We start from the raw sequence: 13,134 nt of genomic DNA on the forward strand, positions 1-13,134 counted from the left end.
GAGGAGAAAATAATAATATTTTACAGATGTAGTGGTGATTCTTAGGCTGGATATCTGAATCCCCCGAACATCTCGTTCGAAATGTTCGAACCAACCAGGCTGAACAGCCGCCGAGCATTCGGATAAAAAATGAATACAAATAATAAAAAGCTACTCAAAACAGTTCTGCAGTGTGAAGGCCTTGAAGCTCAGGAGCTGAGCGCACTGGTCAAAATCAGCGCAATCACCACCGTTACCAAGGGTGAATCCACCTTGCTGGATGACGGAACGAAGCTGGTGGTTGTTCTCTCCGGCATCCTGCAACAGACCGGTCCGGGTTATCAGGTCGAGCTGGCCGGGCCCATCCTAGCCAACGACCTAACCCTGGGTGCTGCGTGCAAGGATCATTTCCAGGCTGTCACCGATGTCACCCTGCTGCAGATCGAGCGCAGCGGATTGCAGCGCTGGCTGAACAGCTCTGCCAAGTGTGGAGCGCTGGCAGCGGTTTTAATGCGATTGGACACGCTACGCCGTGAGGTCACTCAGCAAGCACAGACCCACGAAGTGGTGCGCCGGGAGAAAGACCTGTTGGGGATACGGGATGTTCCACAGGCAGCGCTTTACGGCGTACAGACCCTGCGTGCGCAGGAAAACTTTGAGATCACTGGCATCAAGCTGAAGCACTTCCCGAAGCTGGTGAATGCACTGGCGATGGTGAAGAAGGCCGCAGCCCGCGCCAACAACAAGCTGGGCCTGCTGGACGACGCCAAGACCGCTGCGATCAGCCAGGCCTGTGACGAGATTATCGCCGGGCAGTGGCACGACCACTTTGTTGTGGACGTGATCCAGGGTGGTGCCGGTACGTCCACCAACATGAATGCCAACGAGGTGATCGCTAACCGGGGTCTGGAGATCCTGGGTCACGCCCGTGGCGACTACCAACACCTGCACCCGAACAACCACGTCAACCTGTCCCAGTCGACCAACGACGCTTACCCAACGGCGATCCGTCTCGGCATCCTGCTCAGTCATCAGGAGTACGTAAATGCCCTGTCCTGCTTGTGCTACCAGCTGAAGCAGAAAGCAGTGGAGTTCTCCGATGTGGTGAAGATGGGCCGCACCCAGTTGCAGGACGCTGTGCCGATCACCCTTGGCCAGGAATTTGATGCCTGGTACTCCACGGTGAAGGAGGACATCGAGGAAGCCAAGGATGTGGTGGAGTTCTTCCGCGAGATCAATATGGGCGCGACCGCGATTGGTACCGGTATCAACACCGATCCCGAGTACTCCAGCCTGGTGATTGAGGAGCTGTGCCATATCTCCGGCAAGGAGATGAAACGGGCACACAACTTGATCGAGGCCACCTCTGATATGGGCGCGTTCGTGACCTTCAGCAGCGTGCTGAAACGCAACGCGGTCAAATTATCTAAGATGTGTAATGACCTGCGTTTGCTTTCTAGCGGCCCGCGAGCGGGCCTGCAGGAGATCAACCTGCCGGCGATGCAACCGGGCAGTTCGATCATGCCGGGCAAGGTAAATCCGGTGATTCCGGAGATGGTGAACCAGGTAGCGTTCCAGGTGATCGGCAACGATATCGCCGTGACCATGGCGGCCGAAGCGGGTCAGCTTCAGTTGAACGTGATGGAGCCGGTATTGGCCTTCAACGTGATGCAGTCGCTGCGCCTGCAGATCCGTGCAGTGAATACGCTGGCCGAGAAATGCATCAAGGGCATCACCGCCAACCGCGAGCACTGCCTCAACGTAGTGAACAACAGCATTGGCATCATCACGGCCCTGAACCCGTATATCGGCTACGAGAACGCAACCCGCATTGCCAAAAACGCGATTGAGAACAACCACAGCGTGCGCGACCTGATCCTGACCGAAGGCCTGCTCTCCATCGAGGAGCTGGACGACATTCTCAGCGTCGAAAATATGACCGCGCCACGTCGCATGCGTAAGAACGCAGTGAACAGTAATGCTGTCTGAACAGCTGTAAGGAGTATAAAGATGACCACTCAGAACAAAGAATACTGGCTGAACAAACAGCAGAACATGCGCCTGCCTGCGCAGGCATTTATTAACGGCGAATTTACCGACGCCAGCGATGGCGGCACCTACGACACCATCAACCCAGCCACCGGTGAACTACTGGTGGCGACCGCTGCTTGTACCGCGCAGGATGTGGATCGCGCCGTGGCGGCTGCCCGTAACAGCTTCGAATCCGGAGTCTGGGCCGATAAGGCCCCGGCCGAGCGCAAGGCAGTGATGAAAAAGCTGGCCGCCCTGATCATGGAAAATCATGAAGAACTGGCGCTGATGGAGAGCCTCAACGTGGGCAAACCGGTGCAGGATGCGATGAACATCGATATCCCGGGCTCCGCGGGCTGCTTCGAATGGTACGCCGAGGCTGTGGATAAACTTTACGGTGAAGTGGCGCCAACAGACGGCAACAACGTGGCGACCATCACCCGCGAACCGATCGGTGTGGTTGCGGCGGTGGTACCGTGGAACTTCCCGCTGGACATCGCCGCCTGGAAACTGGGCCCAGCACTGATCAGCGGTAACTCCGTGGTGCTGAAACCGGCTGAGCAGTCGCCGTTAACCGCGCTGAAGCTGGCTGAATTGGCAAAAGAAGCGGGAATCCCGGACGGTGTCCTGAACGTGGTGACCGGTCACGGCCACATCGTGGGCAAGGCTCTGGGACTGCATATGGATGTAGACTGCCTGGCATTCACCGGCTCTACCCAGGTGGGCAAGTTGTTTATGGGTTACTCGGCGGAATCCAACCTGAAACCGGTATGGCCGGAAACCGGTGGCAAGAGTCCGAACCTGATCTTTGCCGACTGTGACCTGGATGCTGCGGTAGACCACGCCGCGATGGGTATCTTCTTCAACCAGGGCGAGGTCTGCTCGGCCAACTCCCGTATTCTGATCGAAGCCAGCATCAAGGATCAGTTTGTGGAGAAGTTCCTGGCCAAAGCCAAGTCGATGGTGGTGGGTGATCCACTGGATGCTGATACTCAAGTAGGCGCGTTGATCGATACCAACCACGCCTGCAGTGTGCGTAAGTTCATCGCTCAGGCCAATGAGGAAGGCGCGACCATGCTGACCGGCGGTGCCGGTGATGAATCCACCGCAGTCGTGGCGCCAACCATCTTCGATAACGTTTCACCGGAGATGAGCATCGCCCGAGATGAGGTCTTTGGTCCGGTTGCTGCGCTGATCACGTTCGAAGACGAAGCGGAAGCGATCAAGATCGCCAATGACTCCATCTACGGCCTGGCGGCGTCCCTGTGGACCACCAACCTGAACCGTGCGCACCGCGTAGCTAAGAAACTGCGTGCCGGTACCGTGTCGGTGAACACCATGGATGCGCTGGATTTCAGCACCCCGTTTGGCGGTTACAAGCAGTCCGGTTTTGGCCGTGACCTGTCCCTGCACGCCATCGATAAGTTTACCCAGCTGAAAACCACCTGGATCAAACTGGCCTGATCTGAGAACTCCGGCAGTGCAGCGCTGCCGGAGTTTTTTTGTGCCTGATATCGGGCCCGCTGTTTTGCTTTCCCTGTTCCTGATCCCTACAAGGTCTCCCCCTGTTCTAACGTTCCCTTAACGGGAGGATGCCGGTGCAACCCGATCAGCCCGCTGAATCCGCGGCAGCACGTTGTTGGCGACCAGCGCCGTAATCACCAGCGCCATGCCGTAGATCTCCATCGGTTCGATCGCCTTGCCCTGCAGAGCCGCAATCACAAAAGCCGCGACCGGGATCATGTTCATAAACAGCAGGGAGTTCAGGGCACCCATGCGTGCCACGCCGTTGGACCAGCAGGACACCGCCAACACTCCAGCGGCCAGGATCAGGTAACCGATCTCGAACAGCACCGGGGTGATTCGCTCCAGGGTGGGCAGGACGGAAACACCGATTAAGCTGGCCACTGTATTGGCGCACAAAATGGTGATCAGACCGGCCGAGCAGGACAAAGCGGTGTAGCGGCTGGAACTCCAGTCCGGCAATTGGCTGATGCCCATGGAGAAGATCACCCAGCAGGTCACGCCGATGATGATCATCAGGTCACCCTTGATCGCCTGCAGTTGTAGCAGGTTGGCGATATCACCGCGAGAGATCACCAGGATCACACCCGCGATTGCCACCAGTGTGCAGAGCAGGGTGGCACCGTTGGGGCGCTTGCCCTGGGTGATCCAGCTGATCAGGGCGCTGATCAGGGGCATCAAAGAGGCGATCACCGCGCCGTGTTCGGCTGGGGCGTGCCTGAGACCGTGGAACAGCAGAATACTGAAGCCACAGAAGCCGCAGGAGCCATACAGCCACAGGCGTAGGAATTGACCGTCGTAGCGGAATGCGGTTCGCCCCTCTTTCAGCCACAGCATCAGGCAGAAGATCAGGGCGCCACAGCCGTAGCGGATGCTGGTCATCGAATACGGATCGAGATACTGCAGGGCAGTTTGCGATACGCCATACATACCACCCCAGGCGATGGCTGCAATCAGCAGGTTGCTGCTACCGATCAGGGAATTGCTGTTGGAGGTATCAATACTGTTCATGGCAGTCGCTCAACGAGGGATTAAACAAAACAGCATAAATTTTAGGCAGCAGCGCCGGGCTAGATAACCGGACAGCCTGCAATAACTTGTTCGGATTTTTGCAATATGTCGCTGAAAGCAGAGTACCTTCGCGCACTTATAGCCACCGACCGTAATGGCAGCCTGTCCGCTGCCGCAGGGGAGTTGGGGATAACCGTATCCAGTGTCAGCTATGCCATCCGCCAGCTGGAAGACAATCTGGGCGAATGCCTGCTCAACCGGGATAACTACCGGGTCAGCCTGACCGAGGCGGGGCGGGTTGCGGTGGAACATGGGGCGGAGATCCTGCGCCTGCAATCCAGCCTGGAAGCAGAGGTGCATCACATCGCCAGCGGTTGGGAGCGGGAGCTGACCATCGCGTTCACCAACATGCTGCGCAGCGACGCGCTCTACGACTGGCTGGCGCAGTTCTATCAGCTGAACAGCGGTACGCGCGTGCGCATCATCCGCGAAGTGTACAGCGGCACCTGGGACGCTTTGTATGACAAGCGGGCTGATCTGGTGATCGGTGCAGTCGGGCGGCCACCCCATGAAGTGGATGTGAGTTATGTGCCGATGGGGCGCCGTCAGCTCTACCTCGCCATGCATGCCAAACATACGCTGGCGGAATTGCCGGAACCGCTGAGTATGGAGCAGGTAGCTGTCCACCGTTTGGTAGATGCCGGGGACAGCAGCCGTTTGATTCGTAGAGCGAGCAGCGACGGCGTGTTTATCAGTCAGGACCAACTGACCGTCCCCGACCTGTTTGCCCAGAAAGAGGCGATCCTGAGCGGTATCGCCGTGGGTTTCATGCCGCTGCACCTGATCGAGGATGAGATCAACCAGGGTCGGTTGCTGGTGCGTGAGGTGGAGAACCGGGAATGCAGCGTCGAACTGTATGCCTGTTGGCGACGCTCCAGCCGGGGGCGGGCACTGACCTGGTTTACCGAACGTCTGCAAAAAAACGGCAACCGCCAGCAATTTATCTGAAGAATTAAAACACTACGGAAATACACATATGAACAAAAACGTGAGCTTTTGGGAGCTGGACACGCTCTCTCTCGCGCAACAGGAACAGCTGTTGCAGCGTACCGAGGCTGATCTGAGTAGCTATATCGAACAGGTCACACCAATCATCGAACAGGTGCGGTTGGGCGGGGATAACGCCCTGGCCGAGTTGACCAACCGCTTTGACGGCTCTGACCTGACGCCGGGGCAACTGCGTGTGACCGAAGCCGAGTTCGACGTGGCTGCGACACTGGTGGATGAGAAGACTCTGACTGCAATCCGTTTTGCGGCAGACAATATCCGTCGTTACCACGAAGCGCAAAAGCCGGGTGAGATGACCATGCAGGAGGTGCGCACGGGCAGTTTTGTCGGTGAGCGCTTCCTGCCGATCCCTTCTGTGGCCTGTTACGTACCGCGTGGAAAGGGCTCCTTCCCGTCTGTGTTGTTGATGAATGCGATTCCGGCATTGGTGGCCGGGGTGAAGCGTACCATCGTACTGACCCCGCCGGGTGCCGACGGCAGTGTGGATGCAGCAACGCTGGTGGCATGCCGCGAGATCGGTATCAGCGCAGTGTACAAGTGTGGCGGTGCCCAGGCAGTGGCCGCTGTGGCCTACGGCACCGAAAGCCTGCCCCGCTGCAGCAAGATTGTGGGGCCGGGCAGCCCGTGGATGGTGGCCGCGAAACAGCTGCTGGCTGCACGCATCGATCCGGGTATCCCAGCCGGGCCGTCCGAGTCCATCGTCTTTGCCGACAGCAGTGTGGACGGCGCGCTGGCCGCGCTGGATCTGCTGATCGAAGCGGAACACGGGCCGGACTCCTCCGCTTATCTGGTGACGACCTCGCGTGAGGTGGCCGAGCAGGCGATCGCGGCATTGCCGGAGCACTGGGCCGACATGAGCGATCTGCGTGTTGAGTACTCGGCCACTGTCTTGTGCGGACCGATGGGCGGTGTTGTGCTGGCCTCTGATATGGATCAGGCGTTCGACTTTATCAACGCCTATGCACCGGAGCACCTGCAGATTCTATCCCGCGACCCGTGGCAGTACCTGGGACGGATAGAAAACGCCGGGGAGGTACTGCTGGGACAGCATTCGCCGAGCACCTTGGGCAACTTTGTGCTGGGTTGTAACGCTGTACTGCCGACTTCCGGCGCGGCCGCAACCGTGTCGCCGCTGGGCGTGATGGATTTTATGAAGTTTATGTCCGTGGCTTACGTGACCGAATCCGGTTATCCGGAGATGGCGGAGCAGGCGCAGGTGCTGGCAACCTACGAAGGCTTTGACGGCCACGCCAATGCGGTATCGGAACGTCGACAGAAATACCTGAAGTGATTCACTGATTACATAAAAATTAACAGCCATTAAAAAGCCGGTTCTCTATATCTAAAGAGGACTGGCTTTTTACTTTGGCCATAACGCCCCGAAGGGGAGGGGCGGGATGATCAGAAGGTGCGGGACACGCTGAATACAACAGTGTTGTCGTCCAGATCGTCGGTCTTGCTGCCGTTGACGTCGTTGAACAGGTACGCCACGGACAGGTCCAAGCCAGCCGCGCTGCCAGAGATGCCAATGGAGTAATCCGTGTACTCGGCATCCAGGTCTTCGTAATATTCACCGAAGGTGTAACCAGCGTGCAGGTCCAGGTTTACCACGTCGGTGATGCCAGTGGAGTAATCCAGCGCGACGTAGTGGTAGTCCTGGTCGCTGTTGATGTAGTCCGGCGCGTAGGCGTACAGAGCCGTGAAATCCTTGTAGGACAGACGCAGATCCAGTTCAAAAAAGTCGATGTCGGTACCGTCGGTGTAACCGTGGTATTGGAAATAATAAAGCGTTGCGTCGTAACCAATATTTTCGGTCAGGTCACCGTACTTACCCGCGTAGTAATCCACTTCCAGGTTGGCGTTATCGCTGTCGCCGAAGTTGACGTTGCTGCCCCAGATACCGGCGTACACACCATTGTCGAAGCCAGCGTCGATGCTGGCTTGTACGGCAGGATCTCCTGAGGTCTGGGATACACCGCGGAAGCGGTAGTCGTTGGTCATGGTCACACTGCCGGAGACTTCGGCAGCCTGGGCAGATACGGACGCGGCAAGCAATGCAGCTGGAGCTAACCAGGTTAGTTTCATCTTCTGTTCCTTGTTATTTTTGTGTTTCTTCACCGGAGTGAAGAATTGATTGAAGGCAGGGCGTACCAATTAAACTGCCCCATTCAGCGGAGAACTGAACGGTGAATATATAGGTCTGAAAGAAGTGGATAAAATATTTAATGCTGATGGTCTGGATATGAAAATTTAATGCATTTGAAATAAAGCTGTATTTTATTTTTGATTTTATTTGGATAGTAAAAAAATATTCTAAGCATTAATAAATGGTATTCGGGTTTTCTTTTTTTATACAGTTTCATGCTCTATAAAGTCAGGTGGTAATTAAGTCGACGGCTTCGCACCTTCCCTAACCGCTGAAGCGGGACGTCGTCGCGTCTACCCAATGCAAGGTATTGAGCCGGGATTCCTGTCGTCGCCATACTTCAGACTACCTCAACCAACCATGAAGTCTTTTAGCTTCCCTGCACGAAGCGTAAAAAAAGTGGGTTAATCATGCTATCTGTTCGCACCCGAACTATCCGTTTCAAGCTACTTTCCACCATCATCGTGGCCTTTATCTTCCTGTTCTCCATGCTCAGTGGCAGCCTGTATGTGGGGTTAAACGGGATGAAATCCGATCTGGTAGTTCAGACTCAGGAGGGGATAGAAACTGAGATACTGGGCCGCTTGGATGCCGAAGCAGGAAAGCTGAGCAACCGCATCGCTGGATATATCAACAGCGCATTCCAGGTGCCGATGACGCTGTCACGCCAACTGGCCGAATCGGCTGTGGATAATCAGGCTCCCTTGAGCCGTCAGCAGGTAAATGCGCTGGTGGCTTCTACCCTGAAGAGCCAACCGGGCATCAGCGCGCTTTATACTCAGTTCGAACCCAATGGTTATGACCAGCAGGATGCGCAACATAGGGATAGCGATGCGATCTATACGGTGAAAGAGACCGGGGCGTTGGAGATCTATTGGGTACGTAACTCCCCAAGGGAGATTGAGCAGAGTCGGATTACGGACAGCAGCGAAAAGTACGCCACAGATCTGGACGAATTTGGTAACCGGGAGGCGGAGTGGTACCTCTGCTCCAAAGACAGCCGCCGTCCCTGTGTACTGGACCCGTATCTGTATGAGATCAGTCCCGGCAATGCCGAGCTGATGACCAGCCTGACTGCACCGGTGCTGGTGGATGGGCAGTTTGCCGGACTGGTGGGGGTGGATGTAAACCTGCCACTCTTCCAGCAACTGACCGAGCAGGTCAGTCAGGAACTTTACGATGGTGAGAGTAAGGTCACCCTGCTGAGCCAAAAAGGCCTGATTGTCGCGTCGAGCCACTACAAGAACAAGTTGGCGCGCCCCTTCCAGGAGGCACGTGCTGATCTTCCGACCGATATCCTCTCGCTGCACGACCGCGCTGATTCCATCCAGCTTCATAACGGTACCTACTATGTGGGTTACAAAGTGAAGATCGATGCAGTTGAAAGTGAGTGGTCACTTCTTGTTGAGCTTCCCCAGACCATTGTTCAGGCCAGTGCCAACCAGGTGGTGGCTACCATCGACCAGCGTGTGGTGGAGATCCTCAGCTCTCAGATTGTCCAGATCCTGATTATCTCAGTGGTGGTGATTGTCTGGTTGCTGATCCTGTCCGCGTCGGTGGTGAAACCGATCAAGGAGTTGGATGGCCGGGTGCATAACCTGGCAAGTTCCGAAGGTGACCTGACCCAGACGCTTGAGATCAATACCCATGCCGAACTGATCTCACTGAGTGGTGGCTTCAACCACTTTATCCACAAGCTGCGCACCATGGTGACCCAGCTGAAACAGGTGGGTGAAGGTGCCAAGGAGTGTGCATTGAAAGGGCGGGCAATTAACGACCTCTCGTTGCAGGCCACCCAGGACCAGCAGAAGGAGATCGCCAGTGTGGTGGTGGCAACAAACGAGATGTCGGCGACAGCGTCGGAAGTTTCCAAACTGGCGGTGGATGTGGCGGATAACGCCCAACGGGCCAGCAGCTCGGTGCAGCATGCCCAGCAAACCTTGCACAGCTCGGTGAGCGAAGTGGAACAACTCTCGGCGGAGATGGATTCCGCTACCCGTTCCATCCAGGAGGTGGAGAATCGCACCGAGGATATCTACCGTATCCTCGAGGTGATTAAGGCGATTGCCGAACAGACCAACCTGTTGGCACTGAACGCTGCGATTGAAGCGGCCCGTGCGGGGGACAAAGGGCGTGGTTTCGCTGTGGTGGCGGATGAGGTGCGCAGTCTGGCCTCCAAAACCCAGGACAGTACCGAAGAGATCAACCAGATGATCCAGGCGTTGAAGAACGGCGTGACCGCAGCGGTATCGGTGATCGGTAAAAGCTCGCAACGCGCGCAGGGGACGCGGGAAAACACACTGAAAAGTTATGACCTGCTGTCGGCGGTGGGCAATGAAGTGAGTTCGATGGCCGAGCATATCACTCAGGTAGCCGCTGCCTCTGAGGAGCAGTGTGCGGTGAGCGAGGAGATCAGCAAGAACCTGACGATTATCGGCGATGCCACCGAGTCGCTGGCGGAGCTGGTGAGCCAGAGTAATGAGGCGAGTGGGTTATTGGAGGGGGAGATTTTGCAACTGGATGAGCAGTTGGGTTCGTTGAAGACCTGATCGGTCGTTTCCAAATAATCGCCCTTAAAAGGGCGAGATAAGGGGGAGTAGCTGAACTCCCCTTATCAATCCCCGTCAGCCCCGCTACTTGCCGGGCAAAGCCCGGTTCCCTGCGCGTTCCAAAAATAAAACGAAGCAAATAAACTCGGCCTGCGGCCTCAGACAGAATTTGCTTTTAATCGTTTTATTTGTGAAATGCTCGGCTGCGTAGAGGGGAGAGAGTTTCGTGCTAACCGATAGCCTTGGAGCAGGAATATTCGCTGTAGGGTAGGCTTTAGCCTACCGGCAGCGTGATCACCTTCGATGACGACGACGCTGCCCTACAGATTGTGAAGTAGCCCAGATGGTGGTTAGGAGTGATTGCGTTTATAAGTTGATCTATAGGGTGGCACGGAGCTACCTCCCTTCAGTGCAGCCGAGCATTGCAGATTTATCGGGAACAAAGGCGAGGACTGTCTGAGGAGCGCAGCGACGAGTTCCGCAGCCTCCCGGGAAATCGAAACGCGCAGGGAAGTTGGCATAGCCAACCAAACTGTAGGGTTGGCTGGGATTGGTAAGGGAGGGCCAACTCCCTCCCTTGCCTCGCCCATTCAGGGCGACAATAAAGGATAAAAATGGAAAGCTGATTTGATCACTGGGTTAATTGAGAAAGCAATCACCCAACCCGCGACCCAATCTTAACCGTCGCCTCATACCTCACAACGTCACCGTTCTCTTTAAAATCTCGGGAATCAACCACCTCATACCAGTTAATCGCATCAAGGGTAACGTTTGCTCGCGTCATGGCATGACGAACCGCATCACGACTGCTGATAATGGATGAGCCAATAATGATCGTCTCTTTAAATACCGGATAAGACATAGTGGATCTCCTGAAAATATTCAAGCGGTGAAGTTATTACCATCCGTAGAAAATAAAGTAGGTTTAATAAAAAGGAAGGAATTAAAAAGAATAAAAAACGAGGAGGGTGATTGGTCCCTCCTCAAAGGCACAGTAAATATACGGACTGAATAGGGCTGACCTATATTCAGAAAAACACTGTGTGGTCGACTTATTAACCTGCAAATAAGCCATCAACGGAAAAGGACCACCGGCTGTTACCGGTGGTGGAGTCGAGCATGGGTTAAGGGAGCTTACAGGAAACCATCGCGTTTCAGATCTTCCATGGTGGCTTCGATACTTTCGCGCAGCGTAGCAACCAGGAAGTCGATGTTTTCCTTGCTCAGGGTCAGTGGCGGAGACAGTACGTTCATGTGTGCCAGTGGACGTACGATCAGACCTCGAGCCTGACAGTGTTCGGCGATGCGGTTACCCACCTTTGCATCTGGATCGATCAGCTCTTTGGTCTCTTTGTTAGCGACGTTTTCGATACACATCATGTACTTACGGCCGCGAACGTCACCCACAATCGGCAGATCGATCAGGGTCTTCACCTGCTCTTCGAAGTACGCGCCCAGGTCTTTTACCAGACCACAGATGTTTTCGCGTTCCATGATCTCGATGTTGGTCACACCGGCAGCACAGCTCACCGGGTGGCCGGAGTAGGTGAATCCGTGGGTGAAGATTGCACCGTCTGCCTGTGGCTTGCTGATCACCTCGTAGATGTCGTCGGACAGGATGGTTGCACCCAGTGGCAGGTAACCGGAGGTCAGGCCTTTGGCACAGGTGATGATGTCCGGCACGATGCCGAATTCGTCTTCGGAGGCGAACATGTGGCCCAGACGGCCAAATGCGGTTACTACCTCGTCGGATACGTACAGCACGCCGTACTTGCGACATACATCCAGGGTTTTCTTGTGGTAACCCTCGGGTGGCACGATGACACCGCCGGCACCCATGATTGGCTCGGCGAAGAAGGCTGCCACGTTGTCCGGGCCCAGCTCCAGGATCTTGTCTTCCAGCTCCTGCACCTTCTCGTTACAGAAATCTTCCAGGCTCTGCTCTTCCGGACGACGGTATGGGTTCGGGCAGGAGATGTGGTGTACCAGCTGCTCGTCGATATCAAAGCCGATATGGTCAAACTTCACACCGGTGATAGACATCGCCATGTAGGTGCTGCCGTGGTAACCGTCGATACGGGAGATAATCTTCTTCTTGGTCTTCTTACCCAACTGGTTGAAGTAGAAGTGGATAATGCGTACGGCGGTATCGTTGGCTACGGAACCACCACAACCGTAGAACACATGGTTCAGGTTGCCCGGCGCCAGTTCGGCCAGCTTCGCTGCCAGCTGTGCCGCGGGAACCGTGGTGTGGTGACCGAAGCAGGAGTAATAAGGGATCTTTCGAACCTGATCAGCAATCGCCTGGGCCATCTCTTCGCGGGCGTAACCGATGTTTACACACCAGAGGCCGCCGATGCCGTCCAGGTACTTGCGTCCTTCACCATCTTGAACATGAACATTGTCGCTGTCGGCCAATACCATAGAGCCGGTTTCTTTGAAGGTAGAGAAGTCGGTCCAAGGGTGGATGTAGTGGTCTTTGTCCTGCTGCCACACTTGCTTCATATCGATGTTTTTATTGTCGGACATTTTCGAGATTGCTCCTCATTTGTGATTCTTTATATGCCGAGTCGCCTGAGGTTTTAGGTTAGGGCTTTGCTTAGCATTGATAAAATATTAATTTCTGTTTTCCTGTATCAGAAAAACCTATCCAATACCCGTGGCATTAAAAAATCCATAAGGAAGATGCGAACAAGCCCTGTTTGCAGAGCGCCCACGGGGCTCATTCGAATCTTCCTCTACCCTAAGTATAGAAACGGGTGCGCTGCTGTGGCTGCCATTGCCTGGATCTGCCTTGAACGGGAGTAAAAAAGAGAAAGGGCTGGC

At 55.4% G+C, this 13,134-nt stretch carries 9 protein-coding genes; 5 read left to right on the top strand and 4 right to left on the bottom strand.

From position 1 onward, the window contains the following. Nucleotides 1–129: 129 nt before the first annotated feature. Entirely contained in the window at nt 130–1,968 is a 1,839-nt protein-coding gene (aspA, locus tag QKW35_RS09175) for an aspartate ammonia-lyase (protein WP_345774489.1), read from the top strand. 21 nt (nt 1,969–1,989) lie between these two features. Further along, nucleotides 1,990–3,474, top strand: a complete 1,485-nt coding sequence (locus QKW35_RS09180; RefSeq protein WP_282352507.1) for an aldehyde dehydrogenase — start codon at nt 1,990–1,992, stop codon at nt 3,472–3,474. A 117-nt stretch (nt 3,475–3,591) separates the two neighbouring features. On the opposite strand, the gene QKW35_RS09185 is transcribed toward QKW35_RS09180, so the two are convergent. Beyond that, nucleotides 3,592–4,545 (bottom strand): DMT family transporter, encoded by a 954-nt coding sequence (locus tag QKW35_RS09185; protein WP_282352510.1) that lies wholly within the window; start codon nt 4,543–4,545, stop codon nt 3,592–3,594. 105 nt (nt 4,546–4,650) lie between these two features. Here QKW35_RS09185 and QKW35_RS09190 point away from each other — a divergent pair, with 105 nt between their 5' ends. Together QKW35_RS09190 and hisD are read left to right on the top strand one after the other, a co-directional pair. After that, the gene (locus tag QKW35_RS09190) at nt 4,651–5,553 is read left to right on the top strand and encodes a LysR family transcriptional regulator (protein WP_282352511.1); all 903 of its coding nucleotides are present in this window, start codon (nt 4,651–4,653) and stop codon (nt 5,551–5,553) included. Nucleotides 5,554–5,581: 28 nt separating this feature from the next. Further along, complete coding sequence (hisD, locus tag QKW35_RS09195; RefSeq protein ID WP_282352512.1) at nt 5,582–6,904, top strand: histidinol dehydrogenase; 1,323 nt, start codon at nt 5,582–5,584, stop codon at nt 6,902–6,904. 110 nt (nt 6,905–7,014) lie between these two features. On the opposite strand, the gene QKW35_RS09200 is transcribed toward hisD, so the two are convergent. Then, nucleotides 7,015–7,698, bottom strand: coding sequence for a TorF family putative porin (locus QKW35_RS09200; RefSeq protein WP_282352513.1), 684 nt, complete (start codon nt 7,696–7,698; stop codon nt 7,015–7,017). A 471-nt stretch (nt 7,699–8,169) separates the two neighbouring features. Between QKW35_RS09200 and QKW35_RS09205 the strand changes: the two genes are divergently transcribed. Beyond that, nucleotides 8,170–10,308, top strand: a complete 2,139-nt coding sequence (locus tag QKW35_RS09205; protein WP_282352515.1) for a methyl-accepting chemotaxis protein — start codon at nt 8,170–8,172, stop codon at nt 10,306–10,308. 655 nt (nt 10,309–10,963) lie between these two features. Here the strand turns inward: QKW35_RS09205 and QKW35_RS09210 are convergent. Together QKW35_RS09210 and QKW35_RS09215 are read right to left on the bottom strand one after the other, a co-directional pair. Next, entirely contained in the window at nt 10,964–11,170 is a 207-nt protein-coding gene (locus QKW35_RS09210; RefSeq protein ID WP_282352516.1) for a dodecin domain-containing protein, read from the bottom strand. 272 nt (nt 11,171–11,442) lie between these two features. Next, nucleotides 11,443–12,837 carry an aminotransferase gene (locus QKW35_RS09215; RefSeq protein ID WP_282352518.1) on the bottom strand — a complete coding sequence of 465 codons (1,395 nt, stop codon included), beginning with the start codon at nt 12,835–12,837 and terminating at the stop codon, nt 11,443–11,445. Nucleotides 12,838–13,134: the final 297 nt, after the last annotated feature.

It is taken from the genome of Pontibacterium granulatum (assembly GCF_029961155.1).
Lineage (GTDB): Bacteria > Pseudomonadota > Gammaproteobacteria > Pseudomonadales > Balneatricaceae > Pontibacterium > Pontibacterium granulatum.

Coding starts and splice junctions, on each gene's coding strand:
- hisD (WP_282352512.1), top strand. CDS start 5,582: ATGAACAAAAACGTGAGCTTTTGGGAGCTGGACACGCTCTCTCTCGCG.
- QKW35_RS09190 (WP_282352511.1), top strand. CDS start 4,651: ATGTCGCTGAAAGCAGAGTACCTTCGCGCACTTATAGCCACCGACCGT.
- QKW35_RS09180 (WP_282352507.1), top strand. CDS start 1,990: ATGACCACTCAGAACAAAGAATACTGGCTGAACAAACAGCAGAACATG.
- QKW35_RS09205 (WP_282352515.1), top strand. CDS start 8,170: ATGCTATCTGTTCGCACCCGAACTATCCGTTTCAAGCTACTTTCCACC.
- QKW35_RS09185 (WP_282352510.1), bottom strand. CDS start 4,545: ATGAACAGTATTGATACCTCCAACAGCAATTCCCTGATCGGTAGCAGC.
- aspA (WP_345774489.1), top strand. CDS start 130: ATGAATACAAATAATAAAAAGCTACTCAAAACAGTTCTGCAGTGTGAA.
- QKW35_RS09210 (WP_282352516.1), bottom strand. CDS start 11,170: ATGTCTTATCCGGTATTTAAAGAGACGATCATTATTGGCTCATCCATT.
- QKW35_RS09200 (WP_282352513.1), bottom strand. CDS start 7,698: ATGAAACTAACCTGGTTAGCTCCAGCTGCATTGCTTGCCGCGTCCGTA.
- QKW35_RS09215 (WP_282352518.1), bottom strand. CDS start 12,837: ATGTCCGACAATAAAAACATCGATATGAAGCAAGTGTGGCAGCAGGAC.